This is a genomic window from Asanoa sp. NPDC049475, from assembly GCF_040676915.1.
Lineage (GTDB): Bacteria > Actinomycetota > Actinomycetes > Mycobacteriales > Micromonosporaceae > Asanoa.
In genome coordinates, this window is sequence record NZ_JBFAPY010000002.1 from 1,049,759 (window position 1) to 1,065,484 (window position 15,726).

22 protein-coding genes are annotated in these 15,726 nt (G+C 71.7%); 12 read left to right on the forward strand and 10 right to left on the reverse strand.

Annotated elements, in window-relative coordinates:
• Nucleotides 1-3 precede the first annotated feature (3 nt).
• Nucleotides 4-543, reverse strand: coding sequence for a CGNR zinc finger domain-containing protein (locus AB0J88_RS11010; RefSeq protein ID WP_364361673.1), 540 nt, complete (start codon nt 541-543; stop codon nt 4-6).
• Between the two features lie 55 nt (nt 544-598).
• Here AB0J88_RS11010 and AB0J88_RS11015 point away from each other — a divergent pair, with 55 nt between their 5' ends.
• Nucleotides 599-1,549, forward strand: a complete 951-nt coding sequence (locus AB0J88_RS11015; RefSeq protein WP_364361675.1) for a DMT family transporter — start codon at nt 599-601, stop codon at nt 1,547-1,549.
• On the opposite strand, the gene AB0J88_RS11020 is transcribed toward AB0J88_RS11015, so the two are convergent.
• Both AB0J88_RS11020 and AB0J88_RS11025 read right to left on the reverse strand, forming a co-directional pair.
• Entirely contained in the window at nt 1,541-1,960 is a 420-nt protein-coding gene (locus AB0J88_RS11020) for an Imm1 family immunity protein (protein WP_364737853.1), read from the reverse strand. The genes AB0J88_RS11015 and AB0J88_RS11020 overlap by 9 nt on opposite strands.
• Nucleotides 1,935-2,483, reverse strand: a complete 549-nt coding sequence (locus tag AB0J88_RS11025; RefSeq protein ID WP_364361679.1) for a hypothetical protein — start codon at nt 2,481-2,483, stop codon at nt 1,935-1,937. Before AB0J88_RS11025 ends, AB0J88_RS11020 begins: the two co-directional genes overlap by 26 nt.
• 144 nt (nt 2,484-2,627) lie before the next feature.
• Between AB0J88_RS11025 and AB0J88_RS11030 the strand changes: the two genes are divergently transcribed.
• The 6 genes from AB0J88_RS11030 to AB0J88_RS11055 all read left to right on the forward strand — a co-directional run bounded on the left by AB0J88_RS11030 (nt 2,628) and on the right by AB0J88_RS11055 (nt 6,412).
• Complete coding sequence (locus AB0J88_RS11030) at nt 2,628-3,200, forward strand: copper resistance CopC family protein (protein WP_364361681.1); 573 nt, start codon at nt 2,628-2,630, stop codon at nt 3,198-3,200.
• Nucleotides 3,201-3,267: 67 nt separating this feature from the next.
• Complete coding sequence (locus tag AB0J88_RS11035) at nt 3,268-4,428, forward strand: acyltransferase (RefSeq protein WP_364361683.1); 1,161 nt, start codon at nt 3,268-3,270, stop codon at nt 4,426-4,428.
• Nucleotides 4,429-4,434: 6 nt separating this feature from the next.
• Complete coding sequence (locus tag AB0J88_RS11040) at nt 4,435-5,037, forward strand: dihydrofolate reductase family protein (RefSeq protein WP_364361685.1); 603 nt, start codon at nt 4,435-4,437, stop codon at nt 5,035-5,037.
• Between the two features lie 103 nt (nt 5,038-5,140).
• On the forward strand, nt 5,141-5,545 hold the full coding sequence (locus tag AB0J88_RS11045) for a hypothetical protein (RefSeq protein WP_364361687.1): 405 nt from the start codon (nt 5,141-5,143) through the stop codon (nt 5,543-5,545).
• Nucleotides 5,546-5,645: 100 nt separating this feature from the next.
• Entirely contained in the window at nt 5,646-6,212 is a 567-nt protein-coding gene (locus AB0J88_RS11050) for a dihydrofolate reductase family protein (RefSeq protein WP_364361689.1), read from the forward strand.
• Nucleotides 6,209-6,412, forward strand: coding sequence for a hypothetical protein (locus AB0J88_RS11055; RefSeq protein WP_364361691.1), 204 nt, complete (start codon nt 6,209-6,211; stop codon nt 6,410-6,412). Before AB0J88_RS11050 ends, AB0J88_RS11055 begins: the two co-directional genes overlap by 4 nt.
• A gap of 84 nt (nt 6,413-6,496) precedes the next feature.
• Here the strand turns inward: AB0J88_RS11055 and AB0J88_RS11060 are convergent, their stop codons facing one another.
• The 4 genes from AB0J88_RS11060 to AB0J88_RS11075 form a co-directional block, all read right to left on the reverse strand.
• The gene (locus tag AB0J88_RS11060) at nt 6,497-8,266 is read right to left on the reverse strand and encodes a hypothetical protein (RefSeq protein ID WP_364361693.1); all 1,770 of its coding nucleotides are present in this window, start codon (nt 8,264-8,266) and stop codon (nt 6,497-6,499) included.
• 324 nt (nt 8,267-8,590) lie between these two features.
• The gene (locus AB0J88_RS11065; protein WP_364361695.1) at nt 8,591-8,920 is read right to left on the reverse strand and encodes a hypothetical protein; all 330 of its coding nucleotides are present in this window, start codon (nt 8,918-8,920) and stop codon (nt 8,591-8,593) included.
• Nucleotides 8,921-9,172: 252 nt separating this feature from the next.
• Nucleotides 9,173-9,619, reverse strand: coding sequence for a DUF1232 domain-containing protein (locus AB0J88_RS11070; RefSeq protein WP_364361697.1), 447 nt, complete (start codon nt 9,617-9,619; stop codon nt 9,173-9,175).
• The gene (locus tag AB0J88_RS11075; protein ID WP_364361699.1) at nt 9,616-10,011 is read right to left on the reverse strand and encodes an HIT family protein; all 396 of its coding nucleotides are present in this window, start codon (nt 10,009-10,011) and stop codon (nt 9,616-9,618) included. Before AB0J88_RS11075 ends, AB0J88_RS11070 begins: the two co-directional genes overlap by 4 nt.
• Nucleotides 10,012-10,077: 66 nt before the next feature.
• Between AB0J88_RS11075 and AB0J88_RS11080 the strand changes: the two genes are divergently transcribed.
• A complete protein-coding gene (locus tag AB0J88_RS11080) occupies nt 10,078-10,989 on the forward strand; it encodes a phytanoyl-CoA dioxygenase family protein (RefSeq protein ID WP_364361701.1) in 912 nt (303 codons plus the stop codon).
• On the opposite strand, the gene AB0J88_RS11085 is transcribed toward AB0J88_RS11080, so the two are convergent.
• Entirely contained in the window at nt 10,979-11,539 is a 561-nt protein-coding gene (locus tag AB0J88_RS11085) for a TetR/AcrR family transcriptional regulator (RefSeq protein ID WP_364361703.1), read from the reverse strand. The genes AB0J88_RS11080 and AB0J88_RS11085 overlap by 11 nt on opposite strands.
• A 72-nt stretch (nt 11,540-11,611) precedes the next feature.
• Here AB0J88_RS11085 and AB0J88_RS11090 point away from each other — a divergent pair, with 72 nt between their 5' ends.
• Complete coding sequence (locus AB0J88_RS11090; RefSeq protein ID WP_364361705.1) at nt 11,612-12,565, forward strand: alpha/beta hydrolase; 954 nt, start codon at nt 11,612-11,614, stop codon at nt 12,563-12,565.
• Here AB0J88_RS11090 and AB0J88_RS11095 read toward each other — a convergent pair.
• Nucleotides 12,555-12,926, reverse strand: a complete 372-nt coding sequence (locus tag AB0J88_RS11095; protein WP_364361707.1) for an SRPBCC family protein — start codon at nt 12,924-12,926, stop codon at nt 12,555-12,557. The two genes, AB0J88_RS11090 and AB0J88_RS11095, sit on opposite strands and share 11 nt — an antisense overlap.
• A gap of 265 nt (nt 12,927-13,191) precedes the next feature.
• Here AB0J88_RS11095 and AB0J88_RS11100 point away from each other — a divergent pair, with 265 nt between their 5' ends.
• Together AB0J88_RS11100 and AB0J88_RS11105 are read left to right on the forward strand one after the other, a co-directional pair.
• The gene (locus AB0J88_RS11100; protein WP_364361709.1) at nt 13,192-13,422 is read left to right on the forward strand and encodes a CPBP family glutamic-type intramembrane protease; all 231 of its coding nucleotides are present in this window, start codon (nt 13,192-13,194) and stop codon (nt 13,420-13,422) included.
• 13 nt (nt 13,423-13,435) lie between these two features.
• Nucleotides 13,436-14,041 carry a hypothetical protein gene (locus AB0J88_RS11105; protein ID WP_364361711.1) on the forward strand — a complete coding sequence of 202 codons (606 nt, stop codon included), beginning with the start codon at nt 13,436-13,438 and terminating at the stop codon, nt 14,039-14,041.
• Here AB0J88_RS11105 and AB0J88_RS11110 read toward each other — a convergent pair.
• The gene (locus AB0J88_RS11110; RefSeq protein WP_364361713.1) at nt 14,031-14,306 is read right to left on the reverse strand and encodes a DUF2277 domain-containing protein; all 276 of its coding nucleotides are present in this window, start codon (nt 14,304-14,306) and stop codon (nt 14,031-14,033) included. The two genes, AB0J88_RS11105 and AB0J88_RS11110, sit on opposite strands and share 11 nt — an antisense overlap.
• A 182-nt stretch (nt 14,307-14,488) precedes the next feature.
• Between AB0J88_RS11110 and AB0J88_RS11115 the strand changes: the two genes are divergently transcribed.
• A complete protein-coding gene (locus AB0J88_RS11115) occupies nt 14,489-15,586 on the forward strand; it encodes an RICIN domain-containing protein (RefSeq protein WP_364361715.1) in 1,098 nt (365 codons plus the stop codon).
• The last annotated feature ends 140 nt before the right edge of the window (nt 15,587-15,726 follow it).

The window sequence follows — 15,726 nt, forward strand, 5'->3', positions numbered from 1 at the left end:
GTATTACGACGGAGTAGATCTGATCAAGGCCGCCTGGCGAGCCCGGTAGGCGTTGACCGCGGCCCGGTTGCCGCAACCCGCGTCGCAGAACCGCTTCGAGCGGTTCTTGGAGAGGTCGACCAGGACGTTGTCGCAGTCCGGGTACGCGCACCCGCGCAGCCGGTCCAACGCACCGGTGCGGACCACGTCGACGAGGGCCATCGCGGCTTCCGCGGCTATCCGGACGGCCAGCGGCGCGTCCCGGGGGGTGGCGTGCGGGTGGTAGCCCCACTCGTCGTGGCGGACCAGTTGCGGCAACGGGCGGTACTCCACCAGCAGGGCGTTGACCGCCTCGACGAGGTCGTCCTCCCCCAGCTCCCAGAACCGGCGGAACCGGGGCCGCAGCGCCCGCACCGCGTCGAGCTCGGCGCGGGTGCCGGCCCGCACGCCGCTGTCCGGGTGCTCGACGAGGAAGGCGTCGAGCGCGGCGACGTCGTCCAACGGCGTGTTGACCAGGGCGGCGACCTGCACGAGGGCCGCTTCGGTGTCATGGGCGAAAACCATCTTGACCCCTAACAGTCCAGGCACCTAGCGTCATCAGTGTAAGCCGACTTTGGTCATGACAGGGGATCTCATGGGACCGACCCGCTCGTTCGGCCTGCTGCTGGCGCTGGTGTCGGCCCTGACGTTCAGCACGTCCGGCCCGTTCGCGCACGCGCTGCTCGACGCCGGCTGGACGGCGCCGGCGGCCGTGGCCGCCCGGGTCGGCATCGCCGCGCTGGTGCTCGCGGTGCCGACCGCGATCGCACTGCGCGGCCGCTGGGGTGCGGTGCGCCGCGACCTCACCGGCATCGCGTTGTTCGGCGTGCTCGGCGTAGGCGCGGCCCAGGTCGGCTTCTTCAACGCGATCCGCTACCTGCCGGTCGGCGTGGCGCTTCTGCTCGAATACCTCGGCGTGGTGCTCGTCGTGTTCTGGATGTGGGCGGCACACGGGCAGCGGCCTCGGACGCTGACCACTGCCGGCGCGGTCACCGCCGTCGTCGGGCTGGTCCTGGTGCTCGACCTGAGCGGCGGCGCCGGGCTGTCCCTCGTCGGCGTGGCCTGGGGTCTGTTCGCCGGCGTCGGACTGGCGTCGTACTTCGTGCTCGGCGCACGCGACTCGCAGCAGGGCGAGGTGCCGGCCCTCGCCCTCGCCACCGCCGGCATGGCCATCGGCGCGGTGGTCCTGCTCGTGCTCGGCGCGACCGGCCTGCTGCCGATGCACGCGACCTTCGGCCAGGTGACCCTCGGCGACCAGCGGATGAGCTGGCTCGTGCCGGTGGCCGGGCTGTCGTTGGTCGCGGCCGTGGTCGCCTACGTGACCGGCATCGCCGCGGCACGCGCGCTCGGCGCCCGGCTCTCGTCGTTCGTCGGTCTCACCGAGGTGCTGTTCGCGGTGCTGGTCTCCTGGCTCGTGCTCGACGAGCTGCCGACCGCGGTGCAGATCGCCGGCGGTGCGCTGATCGTCGCGGGCGTCGCGCTGGTTCGCCTCGACGAACGCCGCCCGGCCGAGGCGCTCGCCTCAGCCTGACCCCCAGAACAAGGTCGAGTCGGGCCGGCCGTCGATGGCGAACGCGCGGACCGCGCGCAGCGCGGTGTCCAGGTCGACGACCGAGCGGCGATCGACCCGGCGGACCCGCCCGGCGGCGACGACCTCCACCTCGCCCGGCTCGGCGGCCGGCGTGCGCAGGGCGATGACGTCGTCGTGCTCGTCGGAGCCCAGGTGCACGAGGTACCGCCCGGCGCCGCCCTCCACCGCCAGGTACTGGCCGTCGTGGCCCGTCAGCACGACCTCGGTGTGCCGCCGCTGGTCGAGCGCGTGTACCGCCGCCTCGATCTCGTCCGCCGTGGGGTCCATGCCGCTGAGCCGCTCGGCGCGGCCGTCCGCCCAGCGGTCCCGTTCCAGCCGCACAGGCTCAGTGAGGGCTGTCGAGCTGGTCATACAACTCGTCATAACGGGCTTGGTCGGAGACGAACCGGCCGTCGGCGTCCACGGTGAAGCCACCTCGCTTGAAGCACTCGACGAAGAACGCCACCATCGCCGGCAGGTCCGTGAACTCGATCCGGGTCGGCTCGCCGGACCGGACCGCGACCACGCGTGGCTCGTACGCGCCGGACCAGAGCACCGCGAACAGGTCACCGCTCTCGGTCGCCAGCAACGGCAGCCAGCCGTCGCCGAGCAGCAGGACCGGGTCCTCCTCGTACGCGTGCCGCAGCCCGACCGCCTCGGCGAGCGCGAGGGGCGCGTACCCGGGGATCACCTCGACGTCCCGATGGTCCTGACCCGGCGCGCGGGTGACGCCGTCGTGCCAGGCGAACCACTCGACGACCGCGGGCGGCAGCGGGCCGTGCCGGGTGGTCCCCTCGGCCGGCAGTCCGGGCACCAGCAGGTCGACGACCGGACGGCGGAGCATGCGCAGCCACCACTCCAGGTCGTCGAGGCGATCGGTCAGTGACTCCTCCACACGATCACCAGCGCCGCACGGCGGCGTGATGTCACACCGGTCGTCGGCGCGGGCCGGAAAGTTCCCGCTTTCTTCCGACAGCCGGCCCGTTGGGCGCCGCGGCGGCGAGCCGCTAGTTTGTCGGGAACCACATCTGGAGGATCGATGCGCCGCCGCTCTGCCGCCGTTCTGGCCGCCCTGTTCCTGGGCCTGGTCGTGGTCGTCGCGCCCGCCGCGCCGGCGGCCGCGCACACCAAGCTGGCCAAGTCGGCGCCCGCGGCGAAGTCGACGGTGACCAAGCCGGTCACCGCGCTGACGTTGACCTTCAGCGGGCTGATCAGGCAGGACGGCAGCCTGGTCGTGGTGCGCGGCGCGGACGGCGCGAAGTACCAGGACGCGGAGCCGACGGCGCTCGACAAGACGATCACCCAACCGGTGCGGCCGCTCCCGGTCGGCGTGGTGACGGTGGAGTGGAAGACCGTGTCCGGCGACGGGCACAAGATCTCGGGCAGCTACACGTTCACCAACAAGGTGGCGCCGCCCGAGCCGACTCCGACCGTGGAGCCGGAGGCGACCGTCTCGCCGGCTCCGCCGCGCACCGAGGTTCCGTTGGCCGAGGTCGTTCCGCTGCCCGGCGACCCGTCGAGCAACGTCGTTCCCTGGGCCGTCGGTGGCGGTGCGGTCGTGGTCGCCGGGCTCGTCGCGCTGTTCCTGCTGCGGCGGCGTCGCGCGCGTTGAGCGTTTGTCCACAATTCGGGTACGCCCGGATGCGATCGACGCGCGACACGGATAAGGTCGCCGTTCTATGCCCGAATCCCCCAGGGCCGCTGCCCCCAGCTCCCGCCTGCCCTCCCTGACGGGTCTACGTTTCGCCGCCGCGCTGCTCGTGTTCGGCGTGCACGCGTACTCGTTCATCCCGGTCGGCGGCTTCGCCCACGACCTCGGGCACCTGCTCCTCGACCCCGGCGACCTCGGCGTCTCCTTCTTCTTCGTGCTCTCCGGCTTCGTGCTCACCTGGGCCGCCCGCGGCGAGAGCGCCCGGCCGCTCGGCCGCTTCTTCGCCGGACGGGTGTTGCGGATCTACCCGGCGTACGTGGTGGCGCTGGGTCTGGCGGTCGTCTCGAAATGGGTCGGCGATCTGGCCGACCCCGTCGGCAACCGGATGAACCAGGTCAACGGCCACAACCTGACGACGAGCCTGTTCCTCGTGCAGGCGTGGTATCCGGACGATGTCACCTATCTCGGCATCAATCCGGTGGCCTGGTCGCTTTCATGCGAGATCGCGTTCTATGCGGCGTTCCCGCTGCTCCTCCCCCTGCTGCGCCGCCTTACTGGTCGGACGCTCGCCGGCGCCGCGTTCTTCTTCGTCGCGCTCGGGCTGCTGATGCCGTTGATCGCCCACCTGTTCGTCGACCCGGCCTACCAGCGCTGGTTCGTCTACGTCCTGCCGGTCACCCGGGGTGTGGAGTTCGCACTGGGCATCACGCTGGCGCTGCTGGTGCGGCGCGGCGCGTGGCGCGGCCCCGGGTTGCCGCTCGCGTCGGCGCTGTTCGCCGTCAACTACCTGATCGTCAACCTGCTCCCCCACCAGGTGCGCGACACGGCCGCCGTGCTGGCCACGACCGCGCTGCTGATCCCGGCCGCGGCGACCGCCGACCTGAGCGGCGCACGGTCGGTGTGGCGGCACCCGGTGCTGGTCCGGCTCGGCGACGCGTCGTACGCCTTCTTCCTGGTTCATCTGACGATCGTCACCACGGCGATGACGATCCTGGGCAGGTCGCACGACTACCCCGTCTGGCAGGCGTTGTCGCTGGGCATCGCGTTCCTGGTCGTCTCGTACGCGGTCGCCCTGCCCCTGCACCGATACGTCGAGGTGCCCGCGATGCGCCTTCTGCGCCGCCGCCGGCCGGCTGCCACGATCCCCGCGCAGCGGTCACGACAGCCGGAGCAGATCGGCGTAGGCTAGTCCGATATGGGCAAGGTTGTCGCTGACATCTCGATATCCCTCGACGGATACGTGGCAGCACGCGGCGCCGACCTCCAACACGGCCTCGGCGTCGACGGCGAGGTGATCCACGGCTGGGTCTTCGCCGGCCACCCGGTCGACTCGGAGATCCTGTGCCGCGGCCTCGACGAGACGGGCGCGGTGGTAATGGGCCGCCGGCTGTTCGACTTCGTCGACGGCCCGCACGGCTGGACCGACGAGCTCGGCTACGGCGCCGGCAGCGAGCAGGCGACGGGCGGGCCGCCGGTGGTCGTGGTGACCCACTCCCCGCCGTCGTCGTGGCGGCTCGGCGACCGGTTCAGCTTCGCCACCGACATCTGCGAGGCGGTGGGGCGCGCCCGGACAGCGGCGGGCGACAAGACCGTCGTGGTCATGGGCGGTGCCGACGTCGTACGCCAGAGCGTGCTCCTGGGCCTGGCCGAAGAGCTGCGCCTGCACCTGTCACCGTGCCTGGTCGGCGGTGGCACGCCACTGTTCCGCCCGGCCGACTCACCGACGCGCCGGCTGCGACAGACGGACGTGGTGGTCTCTCCGCACGCCACCCACCTGACGTACGAGGTGCTCACCTGACCCTCACGCCGACCACGACGGCCAGGTCAGGCGCGAGGGGGAGCTGAGCGGCGCGCAGGTCGCGCCAGTCGCCGGTGTGGACGGTGACACTACTCTGCCTGCCGTGCAGGCGGAGCAGCAGTTCCTTGCCCAGGGTTTCACGGTGGTCGAATCAACCCGAGGGCCGATGGCCAGCAGCCGGGTGGTCCTGACGGACGGTGTCATCGACGTGTTCCTCTTCGATGACCGAGGCGACCGGGGAGTCGCCGCTGGAGTTCGCGGCGGGACCGCCGTCGTGATCGAGGTCTGGGCGCGCGCCCTCGGACTGCCGCTGGTGGAACCCACCGGCATGGACGAGCAGGTCGCCTGGACCCTTGACCACCTCGCCGAGATACGCGCGGCCGCCGAGCGTGACCCAGAACTGGGCGAGAAGCTCAAGGACGTCAACTGGGAGGACGTGAAGCAGCGCCTCGGCCTCCGCCCGGAGGCGAGCCGTCACGACCCGCGAACGTGGCAGCGGCCGACGTAGCGGCAGGGAGCGAGATCGGGCGGCATTCTGATCGTGTGACGATGTCGAAGCGCGGCGGTTGGCTCCGACGTAGCTTCGACAGCACACGAGGAGGCAACCGATGCGCAAGATCATCTACTGGGTGCACACGTCCGTGGACGGGTTCATCGACGGGCCCAACGGGGAGTTCGACTGGCCGGTGATGGGGCCGGAGCTGTCCGCGTACTCGGAAGGCCTGGATCGCAGGGTCGACACCCTGCTGTTCGGCCGGCCGGTCTGGGAGATGATGGTCGGGTTCTGGCCGCAGGCCGAGTCGATGTCGGACGACCCGCACGTCGCCGCCTTCGCCCCGTTCTGGCGGGCCACACCGAAGATCGTCTTCTCGCGCGGGTACGCGGGCGACGAGTGGACCAGCCGGGTCATCGGCGACGACCTGGCCACGGAGGTGGCCGCGCTCAAGGCCCAACCAGGCCGCGACCTGCTGCTGACGGGCGGCGCGACGCTGGCGGCGGCGCTGACCGAGCGCGGGCTGATCGACGAGTACCACATCGCCGTGCACCCGGTCGTGCTCGGCGGCGGCCGGCGGCTGTTCGCCTCGCCGGAGAAGCGCCAGAACCTTCGCCTGGTCGACGCGCGTACGGTCGACGGCCGGGTCGTGGTGTCGCAGTACGAAGGTGGATCCCGATGACGCGCGACGACGCCTGGAGCGGGACCGTCGTCAAGAAGTCCCGCGGGCTGCTCGACGGGTCCAACCTCTACCGACGCCTCAAGGTCCGGCTCGACGACGGAACCGAGCAGGACGTCAAGGTGGACCGGGAGACCTGGAAGCAGGTCAAGGTCGGCGACCGACTCGGGAAGCGGCCGGGCGAGGACCCCCGCGTCAGCTGACCACGGCCCGCAGTTCGAAGTGGACGGTGCGGCCGGGCGGAGCGCGCGGGCTGCCGCCGCGTGTTCCGCACCGGCGTGCGACGGTCAGTGACGCAGGTCGAACCGGCGGGCCTTCGGCACCGTGATCGCGTCGTCGTCCGGGAGCAGCCACAGCGGGTTGCTGAAGCCCAGGGGCACGCCGGCGGCGTCGGACACCTCGACCCGCAGGTAGCTCCCGTCTGCCCGGTCGAGCCGGAAGGGCCCGCCCGGCTGGAAGGGCTGCCGCCGGATGCTGCGGGTCGTCGCTGCGGTGCGGTCGCAGACGCCGACCACGACCTCGACCCGCGCGCCCTCCGGCAGGTTGTCCGCGTGGATCTCGACCGGCACGTACGCGGAGTCGGTCTTGATCACCTGGCCCATCGCCGGTCGCCCGTCGACGAGCAGGTCCAGCGAGCCGGTCGCCCACAGCCGTTGGTGGTTGAGGAACACCTGACCGGCGGCGAGGGCGGCGATGAGGTCCCTGGCCCTGCGCGACGTCGACCAGGCCGAGGTCTGGAAGAGGTCCTTGCGGGTCCAGTCCCGCCCGGCGTGGTCGTCGTTGCGGCTGGTGGCGGTCAGGAAGATCGCGTTTCGGGCGGCGATGTCGAGCAGCTCGAGCCGCTGCCTCGTAACGGTCGAAACGCCGCCGGGGTCGACGGTCTCCATGAGGTCGCAGCCCAGCGCCCGGCTGGCGACGAGCTCGGCGGCGTCGATCGGCGGATGGTTGTACTGCACCAGGGCGCCCCGCTCGTGGTACCAGCGCACCATCTCCCGCGCGGCCGCCACGCTGTCGTCGAGCACCGGCGCGACGCCCCGGTCCGGGTACGGGAACAGCTCGAAGTGCTCCATGTAGACGTTCAGGTGGCGCACCATCGAGACCTCGGCGCCGAGCAGTTGGGTGATGCCCCGGTACTGCTTGCCGAGCCGCTTCATCAGGTCGCGCTGCTCGCGTACCGCCCAATGGAGTTGGTCTCGGGTCCGTTTGAACCGCAGGTGGTCGAAGACGCCCTGCGCGGTCGCGTTGCCGCGTGCCCGCACGCCGAACCGCAGCCGCGCGAGCGCGGAGTCCTCGGCCGCGAGATCCGGCCAGAACCTCCGGATGTCCCTACGTGGGCGGATCTTCAGGGTCTGCCAGGTGCCGGTCGCGGGTACGGTCACGACGCCGGTGAGCTCGTTCTGCAACGCCCGGGACTTTCGGCTGCCGACGCGGTACTCGAGCACGTAGACACCGGCCGGCCGACCGGCGACGGCGGGCCGGTAGGAGGTCTCAAGCTGGACGACGACCTCGGCGTCGGGGCCGACCCGCTCGGCGAGCACGTCGACGCTCAGGGTCGTGTCGGTCAGGTTCGTGGTGTAGAAGCTGTTGCCGCCGTCCGCGAACACCCAGGCGCCGCCCCACTCGGTGGGACTGGTGCCGGTGCCGGTGACCCGCAGTGCCCTGCCGGCCTCGCCGGGACTGTGCGGCTGGTCGACGAAGGCATGGCGCGCCCCGCCGATCGGGCCTTCGTGCTGCGGCACCCAGGCGAGCCGCTGGCCTTCGTCGGTGCCGTCGAAGCGGATGGTGTCGTAGTAGCCGTACGCCTCCATGCGCCAGTCATGGTCGGTCCACCAGACGACGTCGGTGCCGGTCTGCTTGGCCTGCTCGAGCTGCGAGAGCATGCTGGCGCCGCCACCGCCGTCGGCCCAGCTGCCGCCTTCGCTGAACGACGAGTGGGTGTGCATGGACATGCTGACCGGCTTGCGCCCTCGCCCCGCGTCGGCCGGCAGGGCCAGACCGCCGACGGCCGCCGCGACCCCGAACCCGAGCCCGGCCCCGAGCACCGCCCGACGTGACACTTCCTGTTCCACCACGGAAGAACGACCATTCCACGGCACCGGGTACGGTCGATCAGGCGTTACGTGCCAACACGGCCGGGCTGATGTCGCCGAGTGACGCGCCCGTCGTCCTCCCAACGCGCGAACACCTCTCGCAACCGGTTCGGCACTCCGGACACCACACCAGTCGGCATGGACGACATGCTGTCAGCGACACCCGCGAGACGAGGCGCTGTGTCGGCCCGCGTCCGATGGATTCGCTCGTTTCGCGGTAGTCGCCGGCGCCAAAGGCGACGCCGCCCTCCGGGAGTCGAGACCGGAAGGCGGCGCCGCCGTGGCGGGAGCTTAGAGCGGGCCGAAGGCGTTCAAGCGCCGGTTGTACGCGCCCTCCGAGGAGTTGCAGGCCGCGGTGCTGCGGCCGCCGCCCACGCCTACCCACGCGCCCGTTCGGGTGTAGTCGAAGCCCAGCCAGACGTCGCAGCTCACGACCGCCTGGTACTGGCCGGTGCCCCCCGTGCAGATCGCCCACCCGACGTTGCCCGAACCGCCGACCGAGCAGTTGTACGGCACGGCCATCGCGGCTTCCACCCCCACCACGCCGACCGAGGCTGTCGTCAGCGTCGCCGCCATTGCCGCGCCGGCCAGCAGGCGCGACCCGATCCTGCGTTTTGCCATCCCCATTGCTCCTCCCGATCGTGTTGCCCCTGGCACAGCAAACCGGGATGGGCTCCGTGGCGGCCGAATCTCCGACGAGGTCCGGACCGGACGCTCGTCGACGCTGGTCGCGGCCGTCCGGGGCGCGGCGGGGCCGGACTACTCCGGACAGGCCGTTTCAGCCCAGCCGGTGCCCAGAAGGGAGAGTTGGTCCAGGCACACCTGACGGACGATCGCGCGCAGTTCCGACCAGTGCCGGCGACGGAACGTCGGTCATCCGCCCATCGTGCGGGCATCGCCCCGATCGGGATCACCGGTTGGTTGCCCTGGCACGCCGGTCAGGCGGAGCAGGGCGGCGAAGCCGTCGTCGGTGCCCGGCCAGTGGCGGCGGACGGCGGGAAGGCCGGCACGGCGGACCGTGCCGCGCAACACGATGACGACCAGGATCGCGTCGTCGGCGTACCCGAGGATCGGGATGAAGTCAGGTATCAGGTCGATCGGCAGCGCCAGGTAGCCGATCAGCATCGCCAGCCGCACGCGGACGCCGCGGGGCAGATCGCGGTCCACCGCCAGTCGCCGCAGCAGGCGCATCAGGTCCGGCAGCAGGCGCAGCGCTTCCTTCAGCAGGCCGCCGCGTGGCCGGCCAATCGCCAGGGCCGCGACCAGGATCAGCCAGGTGACGGCGATCGCGACCGCGATGCCGATCAGCGCGCGGATCATTCCAGGGCCGCCAGGATGCGGCGTCGCGCCTCGTCGAGCTCCGACGCGGGCGGGTCGTGGCGGGCGTTGGCGAAGTCGAAGTCGGCCAGGCCGTACGCCGGGAAGACGTGGACGTGGGTGTGCGGCACCTCGAAGCCCGCGATCACCAGGCCCGCGCGCGGCGCGTCGAACGCGGTGCGGACCGCCGTGCCGATGCGGGCCGCGACCGCCATCAGGTGGCTCCAGAGCGCCGGGTCGAGGGTGGTCCAGTCGTCGACCTCGGCCACCGGGACCACCAGCGTGTGGCCCTGCGTCAGCGGCGCGATGCTGAGGAACGCGACCACCCGGTCGTCGCGGTGGACGAACCGGCCGGGCAGCTCGCCCGCGATGATCATGGAGAAGACCGACGGCATAACCACCATCATCCCCCGCCTCGAAAACCGGTTGCCCGTCGATCCCGCCTCGCCGATCCTGGCCCGATGGACCTCGCAGAGGCGGCACGGACCTGGCAGAGCGACGGTTTCGTGATCCTCCCCGGCTTCCTGCCACCAGCGGAGTTGGCCCCCGCGGTGCGCGAGCTGGACCTGTTGTTTCCCTCGGCCGACGGGTTCCACGACGGCACCGATCCGCGGCGTGAGCGTTTCGTCGGTGACGAGTTCGCCGGGATCGACAGCTTCCCGTTCGCCAGCACGGAGATCAGCCTGCTGGCCCTGAACCAGCGCATCATGGCGTTGGCCGCGGCCCTGCTGGGCGACGACGACGTCCACCTCTACGGGGCGGAGGCCTGGGCGAAATACACCGGCGCCTGCGACTACGACCAGGATCTGCACCGCGACTACCTCAACCACACCGTCCTGGTGCCCAGCACCACGCCGGGTTGCCAGCAGGTCGAGATGTTCGTCTTCCTCAACGACGTTCCCGAAGACCTCGGGCCGCCGCATCTGGTCTCCCGCGCGCACACCGCCGACCTGCCCGCCGTGCCCAACTGGTTGCTGCGGCCGGGCCAGGAGGGCGCCGGCCGCTTCACGGCTCCCGCCGACCCGAAGCTCTACGACGCGGAGGTGTCCGGAGCGGGACCCGCTGGCACCGTCATCGCCTTCGAGCCCGGGACCTTTCACCGCGGCACGCGGCTGCGCGCGCCCCGCGGAGCGCGCTACAGCATGCAGCTGTGCTTCCGGCCCGCCGGCCTGCAGTGGGGACATCGGGTCGGTTGGGCGGTGAAGAGCTACACGAACGAGTGGGTCGACTTCGTCGGCCGAGCCACGCCGCGCCAACTCCAGGCCCTCGGTTTCCCGCCGCCCGGACATCCTTACTGGACGCCCGAGACGCTGGCCGGCATGGCGCTGCGCTACCCGAAGCTCGACCTCTCGCCCTGGACCCCTAAGAGCTAGCCGCGGGCAGGACGCCGACGACCATCTCGGCCAGGGCGTCCACGTCCGCCTCGGCCATCGGCTCGCCGGTCATGCCCATGCGGTGCAGCAGCGTGCCGATGACGACGTCGATGAGGAACAGGACGCGGTTCTCCGGCTCGCCGAGCAGGTCCTGCAGGACGAGCCGGTACGGGTCCTGCAACTGCGTCAACAGGATCTCGCGAAGGCCCGGGTCGTTGATCGCGTCGGTGAACACGCCCGCGAAGGCCGCGCCGACCCCCGGCTCGCTGATCTTCGCCGCTGCCCAGCGGACCGCTGACGACATGATCTCGGCGCGGCTCCCGCTCTCGACCGGCAGCGGCCCGAACGCGTCCACGAGGCAGGCGGTCATCAGCGCGCCCTTGGACGGCCAGCGCCGGTAGATCGTCGTCTTCGCGACCCCCGCCCCGGCGGCGATGCGGTCGACGGTCGCGTGCGTGTAGCCGAGCTCGTGGACCGTGCGCAGCGTCGCCGCGAAGACGGTGGCGTCGACGCTGGAGCGGGGGCGGCCGAGCGGCCGGTCAGGTGCCATGGCCAGAGCCTAACAATTATGCTACCGTCAGTTTCGATACTCGAAGTAGCGAAACGAGATCGAGGGGGAACCATGCGCCAGCCGCTGGGCGTCAAGCTGCTGCACGCCGTACGCAGGGAACCGGACTGGTTGACCATGCCGACCGAGCAACTCGACGCCTTCCGCGACGCCGAGAACCGCCGGCGGTCGTCACCTCTGATGCGCGTGGTGACCGGATTCCCGAACCGCGGCACCACCATCGACTGGCAGCGGGTGGAACTGCCCGACCGGGTGCTCCGCGTCCGGGTCTACCGGCCGTCCCCGGCCCGCGCCGGCACCACCGCCCTCCCGCTCGTGCTGCACGTGCACGGCGGCGGGTTCGTCGGCACCGCCGTGCAGAGCGACTGGATCAACAGCCACCTCGCCGGCCGCGTGCCCACGGTGGTCGTGTCGGTCGAGCACCGCCTGGTCTCGGCCGGCACCCCGATGTCCGCCGCGGTCGACGACGGCTGGGACGTGCTCCAGCACGTCGTGCGGCACGCGCAGCGGTGGGGCATCGACCCGGCCCGGGTGGCGGTCTTCGGCGAGAGCGCGGGAGCGATGGTCACCGCGCTCGCCGCGCTCCGAGCAAAGGGCTCCCTGCGGGCGCAGGTGCTCGTCAACCCGTGCGTCGACCTGACCTCGACGGCGCTCGACTATCCCTCGATGGCCGAGCACGCCAGCACGCCGACGTTGACGGTGAAGCAGATGGAGCTGTTCCGTCGCCTCGCGGTTCCACAGGGGACAGACTCGCGAGCCCTGTCGCCGCTGTACGCGGACGACCTGAGCGGACTCCCGCCGACACTGGTCGTCGTGCCGACCCTGGACCCGCTGGCCGACCAGGGACGCGCCTACGCGCGCCGGCTGGCCGAGGCCGGGACGCCCGTCGACCTGGCCGAGCACCCCGGAGCGGGGCACGCGTTCCTCAGCATGCCGGGCATGGTGCCGCAGGCACGGACGGCGCGGTCCGAGATCGCCGAGTTCCTGCGGGACGAGCTCATTCCATGAGGGATTTGAGCGTACGCAGGTCGGCCAGCACCGCCGCCGCGTCGGCCTCGAACGCCTCCGGGCCGGTGCCTTCGCGGCGGAACACCGTGAACACGACCTCGCTGCCGTCGGCGTTGGCGAACACCCGCATCGGGTTGTAGAACGTCTGCCCGGACGGGAACGTCACGTCGTGGTCGAGCACCCCGAACGGGTTGGGCGGCGCGAACATGATCACGATCGGCCCGTCCGGCGTGTCACCCACCCAGCGCTCGCCGACCCGCTCGACAGCCCCGGTGAGCCCGGCTGCCCACCGCGGCAGGTTCTCCGGGTTGGCCACGAACGCGTACACCTCCGCCGGAGACCGAGCGATGGCGACACTCACGTGTAACGACTCGTAGATCACCCAGACAGTCCTACCACGCCTCCCGTTGGGAGACGGCCGGTAGCTTGCGGCGCGTGCGGGTCGCGCGTGGCGTCGAGTTCGTCGTCCTGTTCTTCGGCGCCGTCGGCGGCTATGCGCTGCCTGTTCGACCTGCCGCGCGAGGCGCCCTGGCTGTGGCTCGCGGTCGCCGTGTTCTACCCGCTGCTCTCGGTCTACCCGCAAGAGGTGCTGGTTCCGCGCCTTCCTCCCGGACCGCTACGCCCCCGTGTTCGGCATCGGGCGGGCGGCGGCCGCGCCCAGCGCCGTGGCGTTCGGGTTCGCGCACGTCATCTTCGGCAACCTCTGGTCGGTGCTGCTCACGTTGGCCGGCGGGTGGCTGTTCGCCCGCCGGTACCAGCGCACCCGGTCACTGCTGGCCGCCTGCGTCGAGCACAGCCTCTACGGCGTGCTCGCTTTCACGGTCGGCCTCGGTGATCTCTTCTACCACGCCGCGTAATAGCCTTTCGATCATGGCCCTGTCACCCGAGGAGTTCTACGCGCACGCGGTCGCCGCCGCCGACAGCGACCGCCGGCTGCCGCTGGCGCGGATGACGGGCTGGGAGATCAGCCCGTTCGAGCAGGACGGACTGCGGGTCACGCCGCTGCGTCCGCCGGTGGTGCCCGAACGGCCGCGGCACGGCGAGGACCCGGCGGACTGCGGCTCCTGCCGCAACCGGGACGAGGGGATCTGGTTCGACGACCACTGGCGGCTGACCCAGATCCCGGGCGCCGGTGTGCCGCTGATCCTGATGCTCCACCCGCGCGACCACTACGACCTGGCGGACCTGCCGGACGAGCGGGCCGCCGAGCTCGGGGTGCTGAGCACCCACCTCGCCCGGCACGTGCAGGCGCTGCCGCACGTCGCGCGCGCCCACGTCTACCGCTTCGGTGACGGCGGCGCGCACCTGCACGTCTGGTTCTTCGCGCGGCCGGAAGGGCAGGCCCAGCTGTTCGGGTCGTGGCTGCCCGTCTGGGACGACCTGCTCCCCGCCTACCCCGCGGACGTCGCCGAGGCGGACGCCGCGACCGTAGCCGCGGCGCTGGCCGCCTCGTACGGAGGCCGTCTTACGCCCTAGTGCCGTAGCGCTCGGCCGCGCGGGCGCGGGCCTTGGCCGCCTCGACCTCGCGGTCGCGCGGCGGTGCCTTGATCACCAGAGCCTCCAGCAGGGTGCGGGTGGCTTCGGTGACCGCCCGGACCGCCTCGTCGAACGCCTCCTGGTTGGCGGCCGACGGGCGGGTGGCACCGCTGACCTTGCGCACGTACTGCAGCGCCGCGGCCTCGATCTCGTCCTCGCTCGCCGGCGGTTCGAAGTTGCTCAGCACCCGGATGTTTCTGCACATCCGACCAGCATGGCAGCAGCGGCCGCCGACCCGCCACCGCCGACCGCTCGGCGCAGCACGCGCGGCATTCAGCCGACCCGACCGCCCGCACGGCTCGCCGGGAAGACGCGGCATCGCTGATCCTCGATGTCAGGCCCGTCCCGCCCGTCCCAGGGACGGCACCGACGAGAGGAACCGCGCCCATGCGCAGGAGACTGGCCGGAATCGGCCTCGCGCTCGCACTCGTGGCCGGCGTCATCGCCGCGACCGCCAACCCCGCCTCGGCCGAGTCCAACGGCGGCGTGCGGATCATGCCGCTCGGCGACTCGATCACCGACGGCTACAACGTGCCCGGCGGCTACCGGATCAACCTCTGGCAGCGCCTGGTCGCCGCCGGTCGCACCGTCGACTTCGTCGGCTCCGGGTTCAACGGGCCGGCGAGCCTCGGCGACCACGACCACGAGGGCCACTCCGGCTGGCGGATCGACCAGCTCGACGCCAACATCGTCAACTGGCTGCGCACGTACACGCCCCGCACCATCCTGTTGCACATCGGCACCAACGACATGAACCAGAACTACGACATCGCCAACGCGCCCGCGCGGCTGTCCGCGCTGATCGACAAGATCCGGGCCAACGCGCCGGACGTCGAGCTGTTCGTCGCCCAGATCACGCCCGAGTCCAACGCGACGCTGGAGGCACGGGTACAGGCGTACAACGCGACGATCCCGGGCATCGTCGCCGGCAAGGGCGCCAAGACCCACCTGGTCGACCTGCACTCCCCGTTGACCACCGCCGACCTGGCCGACGGCGTGCACCCCAACCAGGCGGGCTACGACAAGATGGCCGCCACCTGGTCCTCCGCCCTGCTCTCCGTGCCCGGCAGCCTGCAGTCCTCCGGCCCGCCGGTCGGCGTCGCCGTCTCGCTGGTCAACCCGCAGTCGGCGCGTTGCATGGACGTCTCGGGCGCGAGCACCACACCGGGCGCGCAGATCCACATCTGGGACTGCCACAACGGCACCAACCAGAAGTGGACCCGGACGGCGGCGAACGAGCTTCGCGTGTACGGCAACCGCTGCCTGGACGTCAACGGGAGCGGCACGGCCAACGGCACGAAGATCCAGATCTGGGACTGCAACGGTACGGGCGCCCAGAAGTTCACGTTCCAGGCCAACGGCTCGATCCTGGTGCCGGCGTCCGGCAAGTGCCTGGACGTGACCGGGAGCGGCACCGCCAACGGCACGAAGGTGCAGCTCTACACCTGCAACGGGAGCGGCGCCCAGCGCTGGTCGTTCGCCTAGCGCGGTCGTGGGGGGGGGCCCCGGGGGGGGGGGGGGCCCCCCCCCCCCCCCCCCGGGGGGCGGGGGGGGGGGGGGGGGGGGGGGGCCGCGGCGGGCACCCGGAGGAAATGGGGGGGACTGGGGGGGGGGGGGGGCGGCGC

What these genes read in the sequence shown, in the direction of transcription:
- AB0J88_RS11010 (WP_364361673.1), bottom strand. Translation starts at nt 543, where the DNA reads ATGGTTTTCGCCCATGACACCGAAGCGGCCCTCGTGCAGGTCGCCGCC.
- AB0J88_RS11015 (WP_364361675.1), top strand. Translation starts at nt 599, where the DNA reads ATGACAGGGGATCTCATGGGACCGACCCGCTCGTTCGGCCTGCTGCTG.
- AB0J88_RS11020 (WP_364737853.1), bottom strand. Translation starts at nt 1,960, where the DNA reads ATGACCAGCTCGACAGCCCTCACTGAGCCTGTGCGGCTGGAACGGGAC.
- AB0J88_RS11030 (WP_364361681.1), top strand. Translation starts at nt 2,628, where the DNA reads ATGCGCCGCCGCTCTGCCGCCGTTCTGGCCGCCCTGTTCCTGGGCCTG.
- AB0J88_RS11035 (WP_364361683.1), top strand. Translation starts at nt 3,268, where the DNA reads ATGCCCGAATCCCCCAGGGCCGCTGCCCCCAGCTCCCGCCTGCCCTCC.
- AB0J88_RS11040 (WP_364361685.1), top strand. Translation starts at nt 4,435, where the DNA reads ATGGGCAAGGTTGTCGCTGACATCTCGATATCCCTCGACGGATACGTG.
- AB0J88_RS11050 (WP_364361689.1), top strand. Translation starts at nt 5,646, where the DNA reads ATGCGCAAGATCATCTACTGGGTGCACACGTCCGTGGACGGGTTCATC.
- AB0J88_RS11055 (WP_364361691.1), top strand. Translation starts at nt 6,209, where the DNA reads ATGACGCGCGACGACGCCTGGAGCGGGACCGTCGTCAAGAAGTCCCGC.
- AB0J88_RS11065 (WP_364361695.1), bottom strand. Translation starts at nt 8,920, where the DNA reads ATGGCAAAACGCAGGATCGGGTCGCGCCTGCTGGCCGGCGCGGCAATG.
- AB0J88_RS11070 (WP_364361697.1), bottom strand. Translation starts at nt 9,619, where the DNA reads ATGATCCGCGCGCTGATCGGCATCGCGGTCGCGATCGCCGTCACCTGG.
- AB0J88_RS11075 (WP_364361699.1), bottom strand. Translation starts at nt 10,011, where the DNA reads ATGCCGTCGGTCTTCTCCATGATCATCGCGGGCGAGCTGCCCGGCCGG.
- AB0J88_RS11080 (WP_364361701.1), top strand. Translation starts at nt 10,078, where the DNA reads ATGGACCTCGCAGAGGCGGCACGGACCTGGCAGAGCGACGGTTTCGTG.
- AB0J88_RS11085 (WP_364361703.1), bottom strand. Translation starts at nt 11,539, where the DNA reads ATGGCACCTGACCGGCCGCTCGGCCGCCCCCGCTCCAGCGTCGACGCC.
- AB0J88_RS11090 (WP_364361705.1), top strand. Translation starts at nt 11,612, where the DNA reads ATGCGCCAGCCGCTGGGCGTCAAGCTGCTGCACGCCGTACGCAGGGAA.
- AB0J88_RS11105 (WP_364361711.1), top strand. Translation starts at nt 13,436, where the DNA reads ATGGCCCTGTCACCCGAGGAGTTCTACGCGCACGCGGTCGCCGCCGCC.
- AB0J88_RS11110 (WP_364361713.1), bottom strand. Translation starts at nt 14,306, where the DNA reads ATGTGCAGAAACATCCGGGTGCTGAGCAACTTCGAACCGCCGGCGAGC.
- AB0J88_RS11115 (WP_364361715.1), top strand. Translation starts at nt 14,489, where the DNA reads ATGCGCAGGAGACTGGCCGGAATCGGCCTCGCGCTCGCACTCGTGGCC.